The organism is Caballeronia jiangsuensis, from assembly GCF_046030135.1.
Taxonomy (GTDB): Bacteria; Pseudomonadota; Gammaproteobacteria; order Burkholderiales; family Burkholderiaceae; genus Caballeronia; species Caballeronia jiangsuensis.
The window spans coordinates 28,380-43,909 of record NZ_JAQQDB010000040.1 but is presented as its reverse complement, the minus strand read 5'-3'; the positions used below and the strand labels follow the sequence as shown (position 1 = coordinate 43,909).

At 59.1% G+C, this 15,530-nt stretch carries 13 protein-coding genes and 2 pseudogenes; 8 read left to right on the top strand and 7 right to left on the bottom strand.

Features of this window, described 5'->3' with window-relative positions:
- The 3 genes and pseudogenes from PQR08_RS30885 to PQR08_RS30875 form a co-directional block, all read right to left on the bottom strand.
- Positions 1 to 114 (bottom strand): annotated as a pseudogene (locus PQR08_RS30885) (hypothetical protein); the annotation flags it as partial.
- Positions 115 to 174: 60 nt separating this feature from the next.
- Complete coding sequence (locus tag PQR08_RS30880) at positions 175 to 405, bottom strand: hypothetical protein (protein WP_408163467.1); 231 nt, start codon at positions 403 to 405, stop codon at positions 175 to 177.
- Between the two features lie 143 nt (positions 406 to 548).
- A complete protein-coding gene (locus tag PQR08_RS30875; RefSeq protein ID WP_408163465.1) occupies positions 549 to 767 on the bottom strand; it encodes a hypothetical protein in 219 nt (72 codons plus the stop codon).
- Between the two features lie 100 nt (positions 768 to 867).
- On the opposite strand from PQR08_RS30875, the pseudogene PQR08_RS30870 reads away from it, so the two are divergent.
- Positions 868 to 1,148: pseudogene (locus PQR08_RS30870) on the top strand (DUF5131 family protein); the annotation flags it as partial.
- 614 nt (positions 1,149 to 1,762) lie between these two features.
- On the opposite strand, the gene PQR08_RS30865 reads toward PQR08_RS30870, so the two are convergent.
- From PQR08_RS30865 to PQR08_RS30850, 4 genes are all read right to left on the bottom strand, one after another.
- Entirely contained in the window at positions 1,763 to 2,737 is a 975-nt protein-coding gene (locus tag PQR08_RS30865) for a hypothetical protein (protein ID WP_408163464.1), read from the bottom strand.
- Positions 2,738 to 3,558: 821 nt separating this feature from the next.
- Positions 3,559 to 4,707 (bottom strand): hypothetical protein, encoded by a 1,149-nt coding sequence (locus PQR08_RS30860; protein ID WP_408163462.1) that lies wholly within the window; start codon positions 4,705 to 4,707, stop codon positions 3,559 to 3,561.
- 241 nt (positions 4,708 to 4,948) lie between these two features.
- Complete coding sequence (locus tag PQR08_RS30855) at positions 4,949 to 5,986, bottom strand: ParB/RepB/Spo0J family partition protein (RefSeq protein WP_408163461.1); 1,038 nt, start codon at positions 5,984 to 5,986, stop codon at positions 4,949 to 4,951.
- Positions 5,973 to 7,190 carry a ParA family protein gene (locus tag PQR08_RS30850; protein ID WP_408163459.1) on the bottom strand — a complete coding sequence of 406 codons (1,218 nt, stop codon included), beginning with the start codon at positions 7,188 to 7,190 and terminating at the stop codon, positions 5,973 to 5,975. The genes PQR08_RS30855 and PQR08_RS30850 overlap by 14 nt, the downstream gene beginning before the upstream one ends.
- A 777-nt stretch (positions 7,191 to 7,967) precedes the next feature.
- Between PQR08_RS30850 and PQR08_RS30845 the strand changes: the two genes are divergently transcribed.
- The 7 genes from PQR08_RS30845 to PQR08_RS30815 all read left to right on the top strand — a co-directional run bounded on the left by PQR08_RS30845 (position 7,968) and on the right by PQR08_RS30815 (position 15,529).
- Positions 7,968 to 8,987 carry a hypothetical protein gene (locus PQR08_RS30845; RefSeq protein ID WP_408163458.1) on the top strand — a complete coding sequence of 340 codons (1,020 nt, stop codon included), beginning with the start codon at positions 7,968 to 7,970 and terminating at the stop codon, positions 8,985 to 8,987.
- Between the two features lie 1,235 nt (positions 8,988 to 10,222).
- The gene (locus tag PQR08_RS30840; protein WP_408163456.1) at positions 10,223 to 10,927 is read left to right on the top strand and encodes a VirB8 family type IV secretion system protein; all 705 of its coding nucleotides are present in this window, start codon (positions 10,223 to 10,225) and stop codon (positions 10,925 to 10,927) included.
- Between the two features lie 2 nt (positions 10,928 to 10,929).
- The gene (locus tag PQR08_RS30835; RefSeq protein WP_408163454.1) at positions 10,930 to 11,802 is read left to right on the top strand and encodes a TrbG/VirB9 family P-type conjugative transfer protein; all 873 of its coding nucleotides are present in this window, start codon (positions 10,930 to 10,932) and stop codon (positions 11,800 to 11,802) included.
- A 2-nt stretch (positions 11,803 to 11,804) separates the two neighbouring features.
- On the top strand, positions 11,805 to 13,055 hold the full coding sequence (locus PQR08_RS30830) for a TraB/TrbI/VirB10 family type IV secretion system protein (protein WP_408163452.1): 1,251 nt from the start codon (positions 11,805 to 11,807) through the stop codon (positions 13,053 to 13,055).
- Entirely contained in the window at positions 13,048 to 13,848 is an 801-nt protein-coding gene (locus PQR08_RS30825) for a transglycosylase SLT domain-containing protein (protein WP_408163450.1), read from the top strand. Before PQR08_RS30830 ends, PQR08_RS30825 begins: the two co-directional genes overlap by 8 nt.
- Positions 13,845 to 15,107, top strand: coding sequence for a TrbG/VirB9 family P-type conjugative transfer protein (locus PQR08_RS30820; protein WP_408163448.1), 1,263 nt, complete (start codon positions 13,845 to 13,847; stop codon positions 15,105 to 15,107). Before PQR08_RS30825 ends, PQR08_RS30820 begins: the two co-directional genes overlap by 4 nt.
- The gene (locus PQR08_RS30815; RefSeq protein WP_083747108.1) at positions 15,104 to 15,529 is read left to right on the top strand and encodes a lytic transglycosylase domain-containing protein; all 426 of its coding nucleotides are present in this window, start codon (positions 15,104 to 15,106) and stop codon (positions 15,527 to 15,529) included. Before PQR08_RS30820 ends, PQR08_RS30815 begins: the two co-directional genes overlap by 4 nt.
- The last annotated feature ends 1 nt before the right edge of the window (position 15,530 follow it).

Sequence of the window (15,530 nt, the reverse complement as noted above, 5' to 3'; positions counted from 1 at the left end):
CGCGACAAACGCATCATCGGCGAAAGTTACCTGATGGTGTGCTTCGAGTTTATCGCGCAAGCCGCGCAAGATGACGATGGTCTGCTCAACCGTCGGCTCCGGCACGAGCACCGGTGGGCATGCCGAAAGGCGACAGGAGCGGCGCCATCAACTCAGATCCAAACAAGAGCGAAGTCACGTCGTTTGATAGTCTGGGAGCCCGTGCATGAATCGGATGGCTTTGCCGTATTCAGCGGCAAGTTCCATCACAAAGTCCGATGGATACGAGAGCGGAACCGTCAAGGTTGCGCCGGTCCGGCGGGCGATCTCCGCAAGCTCACGAACGTTCTCGCGCGTCGTCTTGCGGAAGATGATCAGGTCGCTTCCGCTATTCACAACCGCTCGCATGGTTTCGAAGGTAGCCATGTCGAATCCTCATTGTTATGGGACTCGCCGCCCGCCCGCGAGTCTTTCCGGTGTCCGTGGGACAGCCTCAACGCAGCGCACCGTTTTGCCTGGGACATGAACCCGTGAGGGTGGGTAGTGCTTGCCGGACGATCCGATGACGGCTACTGCTCGACTCTTTTTGCCCGCCAGCGCGCGTGAGCCGTACCGCCTTCATACGCTTCGTCCTCGGTTTCAAAGCGAAGGTGGCTGTCGTAACGGATTTCACTGATTTTTGTACGACTTAAGTCCACTTCTACACATGTGTAAGTGAAGCCGCCGTCGCTCAGGGGCTGCACAACTACATGGAATTCGTAGTTTCTCACCTTCAACAGGCGCGACATGGCGATCTCCAGTTGTGGTGACTGATCGTAGCACGCGCCCAACGAACGCCGATGCACGCCTACGCAGCTCGGCGTCGGATAACAAATACACGAGATAAGCATGAGCGAAAACAGCAAAATCGAGTGGACTGACCACACGTTCTCTCGGTGAGAAGGCCGCCAGAAGGTCGGGCCGGGCTGCGATCACTGCTACGCCGAGACGGGCGACGCGTGCTCGCGGGCGGAACGGCAATCAACTGGGGACCTGGCGCGCCGCGGCGCCGCATGTCGCTCGCCAACCGGAGCAAGCCGCTCCAATGGAACAATGCGCACGCTGATTTCTTCGCGAAGGACGGCCGCCGCCGACGCGTCTTCTGCGCATCGCTCGCCGACATCTTCGACATCCGTAGAACCAAGCAAAGTTGTCAATTTGGAATCCTTATAGGATAACGATCCCGTGCACCAAGTTGACCACTTTAGTCGCACTCTCAAGAGAGTGAGCCAGACCGTGGGAGGCCAATTCACGCCGCTCGGCGCGCGCTCGTCGAATTTGCAGCTGCAGAGGTCATGGTCAACACGGCGAGTTTTCTCAACCGAAAATTCGTCGTTGAGGACAGCGACTCTGACCTGTGCCAGGCAATGCGCACCCTCGCCCGTCCATCGCATTTGCTGCTTCTTCGCCATGCGATGGCTGACCACCAGGTTCACCGCGGACTCGGCAATGCTGCTACTGATCGGTAGCCCCTTGTAATAACGCATACCATAGTTCACGAGCGTACCTGCGTTGTTCTCGGTGTAGAAGTACAGGCGGCGCAGGTTCCAGTACAACGTCGAGTACTCGTAGCCTTCCTTTGCCAACAGCGTGGCGTCCAGGGCCTTGATACGGGAGACCGATTGCCGGCCCTTTCCATGCCAAACCAGCCACTTGGCGTGATCGATCTCTGTCTCGATAGCGATTCGCTCGTGAGGCTCCACCGTCTGGCTTCTAACCACTGATTTCTTGGCGGTCTTGAACTTCATCGCGATATGAAACCAGTCCAGGATCCTTCCCCTGGCGAGCTGGCTGCCGTCCACAGCCTTGCCGAATTCGCCAGCGTCATCGCTGATAACGGTGACTCGCTCTTCCGGAGCCACGCCGCTTGCGAGGAGAAATTGGTCCAGCCGTGCGGGCGCCGATGGCACCAGCTTATGCACGTACGCGTAGAGACGCCGGGGGGGCGATCAGCGAGTGTTGCACGCCCCGCAACGATGTTGACATGTCGATCCCGCGGCAAGTTCTGCGACCAAGGCGATTTCAGCTCCGCAAGGTCGCGCATGGCCTTGCGGCTCTTGGGGCTGCTGCTGAAGCTCAGCCACGCCGAGTCGACGCTCACGCAGCCGACGGTGGTCGATTCGCGAACCTGCTCTCCGCTGACCGGTTTTGGTCCAGACACGATATCGCGGTTGATCTGCGCGTCCAGCGCGCTGCCGACGGCGAGGATTCGACGGCGAGTACTACCAAAAGAAATCCCTTTGTCCAGTGGAAGGACCTCTCGAAGCAGCTCAGTGGCCTGACGGTACGGTAGATGAGCAGCCCACTTAGCCTGCAGGTACTCCAATTCCGGCGTCACACGCTGATGAACCGCATTGCACAGCGGGCTCAAAGAGCGGCGCGGTTGCCCTTGCTCTGCCGCACAGCTGCACGCCCACAGCCTCGGACTCGGACTCGGCACGTCGACCTTGCCAAACACGGTTCGCAGCACGATCGATCGGGCGTCCTTGTGGGCCAGCATCGAGCCGCACCGGTGACAAGCCATTTGGCTCTTCATCCATCCGGCAGTCTGCTCCGGCACAAGAAACGATTGAACTTCGGCGAGCAAGGCACGACCTTCGGCAAGTGTGAGCCCCAGGTCGGCGAGGCTGCGGTCTTTTCGTTCCACCACAGCAACAACCCTCGCATCAGTCGCCCGCGCTTCCCCGCCCTCTACGCGGTCCTCGATGATCAGTCGCATAGCACCTCCGATCGGTTGGCAACGTCGCCAGCGTAGTTGAAACGGCCAGCGCGCCGGGGGGCTCGCTGAGCTCTTTTCGCCGGAACTTCAGATACAAAGCGCCATATCCGATGGGTTGCTACGCCGTCACGCCGTCGATGACGTTGGTCAAGTCAACCGAAATTGCCTCCCACGGTTTGGTTCACTCTCGTCTACGACGGTTCAGTCCACACGCTTGCCGAGATGTTTCCTATGCCCGCGAATGTGAGGGCCGGATGGGTGATCGATGAAACCGTTCGAAACCGGGCGACGCCGACGCAGGTGCCAACCGTGGATGGCAACACGGCATGTGCGCAATGAACAATCTCCTCGCGTAACCGGACCACCTTGCACACGATACCGGGGTTCGTCACGAGCCTCAGCGATCTCGACTCGACGCACGGGTGGAATCAGTGGTTGGTGACAGGTTGATCGCCCACCGCATGAGATCATCGACTGGACGATAGTGTTTGCGCCGGGTGTCTTCAAAGTCCGCTCGTACCGATGCGAGAATCGCTTCACGATCGATGGTTGGCGGATCCATGTCTTCTAGGTGTGACTATGCTTTAAAACTGCTGGGTAGTACTGGCTCCTGAAGGGTAATGATTGCTACGGTTTTCGTAACGCGCCATACAAATCGCCGGTAGGACGAGGAAAACGGGCACTTTAAGCTCGCACGCGGCCAGGGGTGCGGCGCTTTTTAGAAACTGTTTTCAGAAAAGCGTGAAACACTTTCGAGGTTTTGCCCGGTGAGCCCTGTTGCATGCGGGTTTGAGCGATCTGGAGATTGATGGTTGACTGTTTCACGCCCGGAGGCAAAGTCGACGCAGCTGGCGCAGATGGTCGGACACGGTTGGCGTAATTTTCCGGGCGGAGGCGACGGGTTGACGGACCTTGGTAGCATGTTCAACAACGGCATCCGCATCATGGCGTGTGCGCCCCGTATCTTTTTGCACTGTAATCTGACCCTGTTTAACGGCTTTAACGAAGCTTTGCGTCCACTGCCCTACCGCACGCCTCGCCACACCCTCAGCGACGTTGTAGACCGTGAGTGTCATGCCGGCGTCAGTCACCGTGTAGCGGGTCTCGCCTCGACGGTCGATGAAGGTCTGGCCGTCCAGGGTTTTCATCGTGGCACGAGTTTCCTCACGTTCACGAACTGCGGCTTGTGCGGCGCTGCGGGCCGCGGCCTTGGCCCGCATTTGATGACCGAAGTCTGTGGTGCTCGCCAGAAGAGCTCGGAGGTAGCTGATCGGGTGTTTCGCTTGGCTCAGATGCTGCCAGCAGACCTCCACGACATCGGAAAGGCGCTTACCTGCCTCACGCGCTTCGCGCATAAGTTTGAAAATGAAGAAATCCAAAAAGCCCAGGGTCCGGAGGCGCTGTAGGTCCTGAGGGATTTGGCCCGGTTGTCTCTTTTGAAAAGCTTTAGGGTCAAGATCCTTAGTATTAGCACCGTCTGCCACATTGACATACGGTGCCTCAAAACCTTGAACGTAGGACGTTGCGGTGCTCTGCGCCCGTTCATCCGACGGCGCCAGTTGAGCTTCGATGAGCCCCAAGAGTTCCGCGGCCTTTTGCGTGAGGTGCAGGTATGCACGGCCGAAGAGACCGGCCTCGACGTAGCGGCGCTGAGGCGGGCGTTCGACGAGTCCGGCTGCTTCCAAGTCGGCAAGGCTGCGGTAGAAGGTGCGCTCGGATTGCATTGCACGTTCGCTCAGCAGCGTACGTCGGGCGAAAATCTCGCCGAACGGATTATTGGCGTCCACCGTACGGGCCAGCGCTGCGAGCACGGAACGGGCGCGCGTCGAGACGCCATCGAGTTGAGCAGCACGATGAACCGCACGCAAAATCACCCAAGGGAGGTTGGTGGTGTCGGTCGCAAGCGATTCGGTCTCGAAAGGATGTGACTCACCCTCGCCGACCACGCGAAGCGTAGGTGCGATGCACATGTCAGTCGTCCATTTGAAGAAAATGGATTGGATTCACTTGACTGACTTCTGCGATCCGCTACACTCGGAGGTGTTGACTCTCTTTACCGATTTCCAGTCGGTGAGTGTGCGGGGCGAGATTCCAGTCAAGCCCTCATTCAAAAGCCTTCGGTTGCCGCCGAAGGCTTTTGTCTTTTGTGCCGTCTACATCGACGTGCTCCTATGTGCTGTCCGGTTTCCCGACGCATTTAAAATCAACGACTTACCTTTTATGTTGTCCCCGCGCCTGCACAAGACTCTCCAAATGCAGGCGAATCGCCTCCTGCACCTCCGCCGCTTCCGTTTCGTCCTTGAATTCCAGTCGCATCACGTTTTTCACGCGGCGCACGGCGCACCATGTGGCTTTCCCGAACTTCACCTTGAACGTCTCGGCCGCGGGCGCGGGGCGTTGAGAGATCTCGGCGGCTCGTGCAAATTTCACGGTTTGACCTTGGTCGAGCTTCTTTTCCGACAGCAACTTGATCGCCTCGGTCACGCGCTGAGCCTTGCCGGACTCAGTCAGCGAGGCGAGTTCTGCGACCGCCGTACAGCCGATTATGGCCTTGTTGCTCTCGATGATCGCGAGTGCTTCGGCGGGCAGACGGTCAAACGCGAAGAGCTCACTGACGAACTGTTTGCTCAACCCAGTGCGTTCTGCGACCTCGGATTGCGAGAGGTTGTTGCGTCCTGTCTGAAACCGCTTGATCCCGACATACTTCTCATAGTCCGTCAGATCCGATTGCATCAGGTTGGCGAAGAACGCTCCATCGGTTGCTTCGAGCTCATCATCGACCGTGCCGAGCACACACCGAATCGTGGTTTTGCCGAGGTCCTTATGGGCATCCCAGCGATGATGGCCGGACCAAATTTCCCACTCGCCATCGGCGCGCGGTAGGACCACCACCGGGTGCACGAGCTTGTTATGACGAAGGTTTTCGCGCAATTCGACGTATTTCTCTGGCGCCATGTACCGACGGCGCCCAGGGACTTCGTGTAGCTTGCCGACCGGCAGCTCCAAGGGTTCTCCCGTTGCTTGGGCTGACTCCAGATCCTGAATGCGAGCGAGGGCGTCGGCGAGCTTATTTTCTGCTTCCGCTCGACGTTCATCTGATTCGAGAATCCGATTCTGGGCGTTGAGCAGTCGTCCCGGAGAGGTCCGCCCGCCATCCTTGACTGACGGTGCGGGTGTCAGATTACTTGCAGCTGGCGACGTGTCCGGGATCGTCATCTTGTCGAACAGCCGATCCTTAAACCGACTCATGCTGAACCTCCCGCTTCCAAGCTAGTTCCAGATGTGAGTTCACGAAGTCGGTCAGCTGATCGAGTGGCTCACGGATCCGCGCGTACGTCCCGCTACTCCAATCTGATTTCGTAGTGTCGTAGATGGTGCACAGGCCGGCGGCCACGGTCGTTTGGACGGACGACTCGGGAATCACGAAGGGCAGCAGGCGCTCCCCATAGGCGTCGGCGAGCCACTGTCGAACCTTCCGTGAGAGGTCCGTGTTCCGCGCTTTGGTGAGCAAGATGTTGACGAAGTCGTATTGCTTCGACTCTTCAAAACCCGGAACGCCTGACAGCGTTTCTGCAGCCAGGTCCCAGAACTGCGTCGAGCTCGCGAAATCCAACCCCTCGGGCGGACAGGGCATCAGGATCGCATCGGCAGCAATCAGGGAATTCAGTGTGATATAGCTGAGTGAGGGCGGGGTGTCGATGATCACCACGTCGTAGTTCGCCGCCACCGGCTCAAGGCCGGCGCGCAGAATGTCCCACCATTTGAACTGCACGCGCTTTTCTAACGCATCAGCAATCTGCTTGGGGATCTCGAACTCCGCATCGAACAGCATCGTGGAGGCCGGCACCAGATCCAGATTGTGCCAATACGTTTCCTTGATCGCGTAGTCAAGCGTGGGATGATCGCGATAGATGAGCGGCAAGATCGTGTCCTTATCTTCGATCTCGGCATCCGGTGCGTAGCCACAGAGCTGGGTTGCTGAGCCTTGTGGATCACAGTCGATCACCAACACCCGGCGACCGCTAAGCGACAGCGACTGGGCAAGAGCTACCGCAGTGGATGTCTTGGCAACGCCGCCCTTGAAATTGGCGACGGCGATGATTCTGCCCCGAGCCCCCACAGGGCGCACGGCGCGCTTGGACGTTGCGCGCACCCAAGTGATAGCGTCGGCCAGCGAGTACTCTTTGGCCCGTTTGTTCTGCGGCTGGTGGCCGCTGGGCAGTTCGCCCTTTTTCGCCAAGTATTTAAACTGGTCGCGCGACAGTTCGCACAGTGAAATAATGTCACTGGACGTAAACACGGGTGCTCTTTTTCGCGGGTACGGCTCAAGCAGCAGCCCGCGCCGATGGCTGAACGCGCGCTGACTGCGCTCCTTAATAGAGAGCAGATCGGCGATTGATGTCGGCGCGTCGACCGCCAACGATTTCGATATGAGCACGTCGCTTTCGGACATTAATTTCCCCCGAGTTTTGGGTTATCACCCTCAAACTAGATGGAGACATCCAAAATGAGGGTGATTTGCATCAGACGGAGCATATTCGCTAACCGGGTTTACTTCAAGTAAACTCTTAAGAGTGCAATCCTGCCGGCAGCGGAAGCTCGTGTCCCTGCCCTTCTCGTACGCTCGATCATGGCGCGCTCGACTTTTGCTGCCGCGCCTGATCGAAAGCTCGTTTCCCCCAAAATCGCACTCTTCAGTCAAACGCGCGTAAACGTTTGCAGCTTGATCGATATCCTCCGCACAGCGGATGTGCGCGAGCTGCTGTTCGATTAGCCGATCGGCCGGGTCTTCGCTTGCAAAATGCCAATACGCTGTGGCATCGCCACGACTTCACCGACCCCTGCGGGATTGCTCCCCTCGCATTCATTCAGATAACCGAACCGGTTTCGAGACGATGTCATGTCGGCGGATTTGAGAGTGCGAACGCTTCAGTGTTGTCACATCTCGGACGCAAAGCCTCTTCGGATCTCGACGAACGTTGTGGCATACCGTTGCAGGACGCTTGCAACCGCCACGGACGGCTACTGAGCCGCGAAGGGCGCAAGGGACCATGCTGCTGAAGGCAATCCCGTCGGCCTCCTGCAGACAGGCTTTCGAAGCCGCCCCGGCGCCTTCCCGGGTCAACAGGGACCTGCGGAAGCTTATATTCGTTCGTGAGAACGCGATCGTAATCTCGAGTATCGAGCGACGGGTCTTCGCTGCCATCCCGTCGCCCAGCATACGTCGGGGGTGGAAGATAACCTGAAGACGCGTAGTCAAACGTCTGAAACGAAGCCTAAATTCGCCTTCTTTCGTCCCTTTGCACAGGCGGCTGCATCAGATAATCAGATAATCACCGGTGTAACAGGACAAGGAACGATGACTGCATTAGCTGGAACGCCGATATCTCGCGACCCGCTCGCCTTGGCCGAGCTCTATCATTCGGGTCTTGGGACTTCATGGAAAACGCGCCGACAAGCGGTCGCTGCTTTCGCGCGGTTTACGCCAAAAGTGACCGCGGGAGCTTTGAGTCGTGCCATCACTGTTTCGAAACTGCCGCAGCCGGTATTGGCGCTTTTCGAAACGGCGGGCGTATGGCCCGAGACGGCTCGGCACTTGGTCCAAGTTGCGCGGAAGCATGGGCTTGACGTGCTTTGTCAGCGTGCGATGGAGATTGACCCTCTAGGACTGGCTTGGTCCGAAATCATCGATCGTCTCGACGGTAGGGACGCGCGCCGACCCCAAAGAATCGTCTCCCAGATTTCGCCTTTGGCAATGGCTACTCAGTACAAGCGAGGAATCGAAGAGGGACGATGGACGTCGATGGTCACTGCTGTGGCCGCGTGTCCAACGTGGGAGCGGACCCGTCTTGCGAAGGCGATAGCAATCTCAGAGCTGCCTTCCGACGTGCTGCAGCTTTTTGAACTGAAGCGCTTAACGTACGATCTTGGCGCTACGCTTCTTAAGATCCGAAAGGCAATCGGCGAACGCGAGATGGCGGTGCGGGCAAACAAATTGTTGAGCACACCTCGCAGAAGGACAACTAACGAGATAGTAGCGAATCTGCTACAGGTACGGCCTGAACAAGGAGTGGACCTGGCAGTGCGCCGAGAACAGGGTGCAATGGTCTTTGAATTTAAGGTAAAGCTAGACGAGGCCGAAGAGCTAATGATGGGCGCCAACGAGATCGCAGCGCTGGTTCAGGTGGCGGTCATGAACGTTCGGTTCAAACGCAATGTTGGTGCTGTTTCCTTTCGAAGACAACGTTAGCCGGCATCACGTGTGAATCGAGATGCGGAATTCGTTTCTGCGAGCGCGCAACCGCGGCCTTTGAAGACCGCATTTCCCCAACTGTAACCACTACTGAAGCCAGACGAGATTATCCGGCCCTTGCTGCGCGAGGCGATGCTGACGGAGCAAGCCGCCGCGCAGCAAAGGGTCGATCGCGATCAAATACCAAGAGTAGGCGGACCGCATGTGGATGCGTCCCGTTGTGCCCGCTTGTTGAGCGACCCTTCGTTGGCACGATGGTTTGGATCGGACATCCGGGCGCGTTGCAACCTGATGTGCTGCGGCACCCGATGACATCTGCTTACTCACAGGTCATTCCAAACACCGACCCGACGCTCGGCCGGCCATACAGTTTTGCGAGGCCCATTCCATTCGGACTTGTCTTCGACTTCTAATGCGCTCGTCGATGTTGACTTGCGCAAACGTTGATCTTCTTCATCAAGCTCGGCGGTTAGGCTGGTCTCATGCTCTTTTCAGCCTTTTTGAGGTCATGCACTAACTGCGCAGATCCCCCTCGCAGTCTTGTTCGCCGGTGACCGTCACTACTTCGACGGCCGCCGCGTCTTCATCTAATCCGCCATTGTCCAACTTCTTTTGCGTTAGCAGCACAGTACGGTGCGGACTGAATTCAGCATCTTGCGTGGATACTCGCCACGGCGGTGACTTTCCGGGCGCTGAATGGCGACATCCGGATTCTCGAGGAGCATCGCCCTTTGCCAGGGCCGATGCGCCAGGCGTCGAGTTCGAGCCTTTGCCTAGAGTCGGTCAAGAGATCTGAGGATTACCCTGGCAACGCCTAGGACGAGCACTGCCCATGGACCGGATGACAAGCAGAAAGACCATTCATAGCGTCGGTCTGCTTGAAAACGCTAGCACGAGGGTCTTGGCTCGCTCCGCGGGGCGCTCAGAAGCGCCCCTGCACAGCCAGAGACGCTCTCCGGAGAGCGTCCCACCTTCGCGGTGCACAAGGTCAAATCATTGAATTTAAAAGAAAAAACCTTTGTTACAAAACGTGCCGAATATTCACCTCCATCTTATTCGGCACACTTTCCGTATTATGAAACGCCGTCTCCACGCAATTTGCTGCTTGGCGCCTGCCGCTTCAGATGGCGATTGAGCGGAAGGCCATGGAATGGCGCACCAAATTAGCCTTCTTTCGAAAAAACGGAGGACGCTCGTGCTGTTTCAATGGTGACCATTAATAAAGGGTTGCCATGCGTCTTTTCAAAAACAAGCGTCGGGCCGCGCTGTCTACGGCTCCTGGCAGGTACGCGGAGGAAGATCCAAGCCAAGTCATCTTCGAGACAAGCACGAAGCTAAAGCTCGAAGCTAACCGGTGGATGTTGATCTCGTTCGGTCTTGCCCTGATTGCCGTCGGCGCGGTATGGACGCGGCAACCTCCGCCTTCCGTTACTCGCGTTGTGGGCGTGTCTGCCGATACCGGCGGGCACCCGATCGTGACCGAGCTCGTCGCCTACAAGCCAGACTCGCAAGCTGTGCGGACGACCGTCAAAGATATGGCAGTTCGTTGGTTCACGATCGAGCCCGTGCTGACGGACCGGCTCGAGACTTCGCGCATGACCGCTAACATCAACGCGGTGAAGGCGCAGATGATCGGCGCGGCAGCCGGTCAGTTCCGCGACTGGCTGAAGACTGACACACCGTTCCAGCAAATCACGGCAAACCCGAAACTGATCCGCGAAGTCGACGTGCGCAACATCGCGTTGCTTGAAGACTCGACGGTGCTCGTCGAATTTACGACGACGACGTCGCAAGCCGGCGCCACGGGCAAGCCGGACGTGAAGTCGTACGCGCTCACGCTGCGCTATCAGATCGTCGCACCCACTGCTGAGCAGGCGCTCACCACGAACCCCTTCGGCATCTTCATTCCGTTCTTCCGCCTTGAGCGGACCGCATAAGCATGACCGCAACCATTCTCCATAAACGGCCGGTCATCGGCATCTGCGTTCTCGCTGCGTGCGCAGCGCTCCTTGCCCAACCGGCTGTAGCTAAGAAAGCCGCAAGCGACTCGGCTTTTAATGCCGCGATGGTCGCAGGCGACCCGATGAGCCCGACCAACACGTTCAATGGCGGCGCTGATCCTTTGACGATGCCGGGCGATGCGCGCATCGGCGTCTTCCCGTACAGCCGCGACCAGATCTACCGCGTGCTGACCGCGCCGTTGAAGCTGACAACGATCGAGCTGGAGAAGGGCGAGAAGCTGATTGCCGACCCCGCGATGGGGGACAGCGTTCAGTGGGAGATTGACGACGACAAGATGAATCACGTGTTCATCAAGCCGCACAAGGCCGACCTCGTCAACACGCTTCACCTGACGACGAACCTGCGCGAGTACGACTTCACGCTCATTGCGTCGCCGGCTGGCGGCATGTTCTATCAGACGGTGCGCTTTCAATACCCGCGCGCGCCGATCGCCCGCGTCAGCGCTCGCGAAAATGCGTCTGGAAACGGCGACCGTGGTGGTGCTGATTCGGGAAGCATCAGCGTCGCGCCCGACAAGCTGAACTGGGACTACAGCGTCGACGGCCGCGCTGAATTCACGCCGGAAACGGTTTTCGATGATGGCCATGCTGTCTGGATGCGTATGCCCGCGAAAGCTCAGGAGTGGCCGGTTCCATTCATCCTCGACCACGGCGACCGCGTCGTTGCGAACTTCATTCGGCGCGGCGACTTCCTCGTGCTTCAGCGTTTGGCCGACGAGATCGTGCTGCGTTCCGGCAAGGACGAGGTTACCGTGACGCGCGGCCGTCGGCGCATGTTCGGAGTGTTCTAACCGTGGCAAAGAAACCGGAGGCGGCCACGCCTACTGCGGAGCAAGAAACGCTCGTTAAGGGCAAGACGCCGCGCAATGCGATCATGAGCATCGGCATTCTGGCTGCGGTCGTGATCGGCGGCCTTGGCTTTTACTATCAGCTTCAGGCGACGAACAAGGCAGACGAAGAGGCCCGCATTAAGAAGGCGACCGCGCTTAGGTCGAGTACGGAAGCGCCCACTGCCGCGAACAACAACGACATCGATCAGATGATCCGTCAGCAGCGCGACGCAGCAGCGTCGGAGGCTGCCGCTCGCGCAGCGTCTGAAGCAGCGGCTCCGAAACCCGCTGTCAAACCGATGCTGACTGGCGCGGACTTCCAGGAAGAAGTCAAAGGCTCGGGCACGGACACGCGCGAGCTTTCGCGGCAGGCGGCGCAAGACGCGATCTATACGTCCTCCATCTTCAAACAGGCAGGCGCGTCGCGTTCGGCCAACCCGGGGACCGGCGTACTGCCCGCTGGTGTCCCTTCGTTGGACGAGGTACGAGCTGCCCGTAACGCTGCGGGAGCCAACACCCCCGATGCGATGGCGATAGCCTTGGCAAAGCAGGGCCAAGCACCGGAAGATCGCGACCGCGCCTTCCTGCGCGACGCGGCTTCGCAGGGAGGTATCGGACGGACAACCTTCAATGGCCGGTCGACCGGTTGCACATTGACGCCGCCGCACGTCATACACGTCAAGACGGTGGAGGGGCTGAACTCGGACAAGCCGGGTCGCGTTTCGTTAATGGTGGACGAGGACATCTACGACAGCCTGCGCGGCGACTGCTTGATGATCCCGAAGGGCGCGTTCATCAATGGCATGTACAGCGCGGACGTCAAAGTCGGTCAGGAGCGTCTGCTCGTCGCATCGACGAGTCTGCGTCTGCCTAATGGTAAGAGCGTGCCGCTCAACGGCATGCAGGGTGCCGACCAAAACGGCTATGCCGGGTTCTCAGGCGACGTGAACAACCACTTCCTAAAAATCTTCGGCGCGGGCTTCATTACGGCGATTTTGCTGAAGGCGTTTGACAGCAGCTCGCAGACGGCGACGACCGCGACGCCGAACGGTGTCACTACGTATGGCGACACGGCAGGGCAGGTCGCGGCAGCGACGGCCCAGACCACCATGCAGCGCAATCAGAATATCCCACCGACCATCACGGTTGAACCGGGCCAGAAGTTCCTGGTGCAGGTGACGCAGGACATCGTCATGGAGCCGTACCATGACTAAGACGTGGGCGGCTGCGTGCCTGTCGATGATTGCGTTCGGCGCACACGCGGCGACCATCGATTCGATCATCAGCCCGACGCGCATCGTAGTCGATGACGGCATGAAACGCGCGATCGTTGAACTGCCCGGCGAACCGGTCTACGCATGCGGACTCGAGCCGTTTCTGGCGTGGGCTAACCGATTTGAGGGCCAAACGGTGGAGGCCGCGGCTGGTGGGATTGCGGTCAACGTCGACGGATCACCCGTCAGCCTCGAAAGCCTGTTCGTGAAGGCGGGCTGGTTGCGCCCCGCGACCCTGACCGATGACGCGCAAGCGAGCATTACTGAGCGGCGTGGCGGATGGGCATGCGCATCTGCGCAGGCGCCGTTCGACGCGATGCACACGTCCGTCGATCCCAAAATCCTCGCTGGCATCGCGCTTAATGAGTCGGCATACAACGGTCGTGCATGGCCTTGGACGCTGAATGTCGCGGGTCGCGGCTTTTTCTTTCGCACTCGCGAAGATGCGTATCGCGCGGTCCGCTATCTGATCAGCAACGGCCGGTCGAACTTTGACGTCGGCATCATGCAGATCAACTGGGGCTACCACAGTAAGCGTTTCACGAACGCTTGGGATGCCCTTGGACCGGCGACAAACATCCGCGTCGCCGAAGACATCCTCAACGAGAACTACCGCCTCACGCACTCCGCCGTAAAGGCCGTCGCGTACTACCACAGCGCCAATCCCGCCCCGGGCCGCGAATACCTCGCGCGCTTCGTGAAGCACCTCTCTCAAATCGAACGCGGTCTATGAAGAACACGCTCTCTCTTCTCACTATCGCGCTCGCCGCAGTCACGCTCAATGCAGCGGCCGCTGGCACCGACCCGCTCGACTTTGACTATGAGATCGCGGGCAACGTGCTTGAGCGGCCGGCGCTCGTCTTCAACGATGGCAGCGACACCTACTTCCAGCCGCGTGCCGGGCAGTCCCTGCGCGTCGACGGTGGACATAGCCAAGGACCGTACATCGTTGTGCCGGGCACGCCCGAGGTGATCCGCTACTCGGCGGGCGGCTCGAGCGCCACTGCTTATTGGAAAAAGGCCAATCGCTTCATTGGCGACAAGGCGCGCAGCGACACGCCTTCAGGTTTTTCCGGATTCTCGGGTCGCCTTGCGCTGATCGGACCGCGCAGCAGCCTCGAAAGCACCCGGCCTTTGAACGCCACGCTGCCGCTCGCGCAACTGGTCAAAGCGCTGGTGCCGCAAGGTTGGACCGGATCGGCACAGAAAGACATCGATCTGACGACCTCGACGAGCTTCGGAACGCGTGATGGCGAAAACTGGATGCAGTCGCTCGATCGGCTGGTGGCCAATTCTGACCTGTACGCGGACGTCGATTTCAACTCTCACCATGTAACACTTCGCCGCTCGGCTCCGCAGTCGGTGGCCGTCAACTACGTCGCGCCGGTGTCGCAGGTCGCGGCAAGTCCTGTTGCCGCGTCGTCGAGCGTGACTGCCGGTGCGGACCCGATCACAGATATCGCGAAAAAAGCCGACGCGGACGCGCCCGCCGCATCGGGGTCCATCCTGGCAGCGAAGCTCGGCGCGCTGGCGATCCGGGACGGTGACGACAGCCACATTCAAATCAAGTTTTCCGCCAAGCCCGCTACTGAGCTGAAGGTGACCGGACAAGACGGCAAGTCGCTGCGTCCGAAGTGGGATGACGCGACCGACGTGGTGACGTTCAACCGCGCTGAGCGTTTCACGATCTCCAACGGCACCGACAAGGTCGAAGTCGCCCGTGTCGCCGGAACCGTCTATGAGTTCGACACGGCCAACAAGGCTGCTCTGCAAAGCGTGTTTGATGAAAACGGTTCGACGTTCTTCAAGTTCGCTGACAGCGTCGGCAAGGTGACGGTCGCCGACGTGGCGCACATGGGCTCGGGCGAGCAGAAGGGCCGCTTTTACAAATTCAACGGCACCGCCGACCAGTTCATCGTCAACGCCGACGGCAACGTTGTCAACGTGCTGCGCAAACATGATGTGCGGTTCTTCGATCGGCCCGCGTCATGAACCGGACTTTGATTCACATCTCGACGCTGCTTTGCGCGGCCGTCTCCGTGCATGCGCGTGCCGACTGTCTTGACGATGCCGCGCGCTATCACCGCGTCAGCGTTCAAGTGGTACGCGCGATCGCGCAGCAGGAGTCGGGTATGCGCCCGTATGTGACGAACCGCAATAGCGATGGAAGCGAGGACATCGGGTTGATGCAGATTAACTCGTCCTGGCTTCCAAAACTGGGGCGCTTCGGCATCACCCGGCAACACCTGTTCGATGCCTGCGTGAACGCCTATGTGGGGACCTGGATCCTCGCTTCGAACATCAAGCAGTTCGGTCCGACATGGAAAGCGGTCGGTGCCTATAACGCCGTTTCCTCGAACAAGCAGCTTATCTACGCCAACAACATTTACCGCCGCCTGCAACGCGCGAACTGAC

Excerpts from the sequence above, each read along its gene's own strand:
- PQR08_RS30840 (WP_408163456.1), top strand. The coding sequence starts at position 10,223 with ATGCGTCTTTTCAAAAACAAGCGTCGGGCCGCGCTGTCTACGGCTCCT.
- PQR08_RS30835 (WP_408163454.1), top strand. The coding sequence starts at position 10,930 with ATGACCGCAACCATTCTCCATAAACGGCCGGTCATCGGCATCTGCGTT.
- PQR08_RS30815 (WP_083747108.1), top strand. The coding sequence starts at position 15,104 with ATGAACCGGACTTTGATTCACATCTCGACGCTGCTTTGCGCGGCCGTC.
- PQR08_RS30880 (WP_408163467.1), bottom strand. The coding sequence starts at position 405 with ATGGCTACCTTCGAAACCATGCGAGCGGTTGTGAATAGCGGAAGCGAC.
- PQR08_RS30875 (WP_408163465.1), bottom strand. The coding sequence starts at position 767 with ATGTCGCGCCTGTTGAAGGTGAGAAACTACGAATTCCATGTAGTTGTG.
- PQR08_RS30860 (WP_408163462.1), bottom strand. The coding sequence starts at position 4,707 with ATGTGCATCGCACCTACGCTTCGCGTGGTCGGCGAGGGTGAGTCACAT.
- PQR08_RS30820 (WP_408163448.1), top strand. The coding sequence starts at position 13,845 with ATGAAGAACACGCTCTCTCTTCTCACTATCGCGCTCGCCGCAGTCACG.
- PQR08_RS30855 (WP_408163461.1), bottom strand. The coding sequence starts at position 5,986 with ATGAGTCGGTTTAAGGATCGGCTGTTCGACAAGATGACGATCCCGGAC.
- PQR08_RS30865 (WP_408163464.1), bottom strand. The coding sequence starts at position 2,737 with ATGCGACTGATCATCGAGGACCGCGTAGAGGGCGGGGAAGCGCGGGCG.
- PQR08_RS30850 (WP_408163459.1), bottom strand. The coding sequence starts at position 7,190 with ATGTCCGAAAGCGACGTGCTCATATCGAAATCGTTGGCGGTCGACGCG.
- PQR08_RS30825 (WP_408163450.1), top strand. The coding sequence starts at position 13,048 with ATGACTAAGACGTGGGCGGCTGCGTGCCTGTCGATGATTGCGTTCGGC.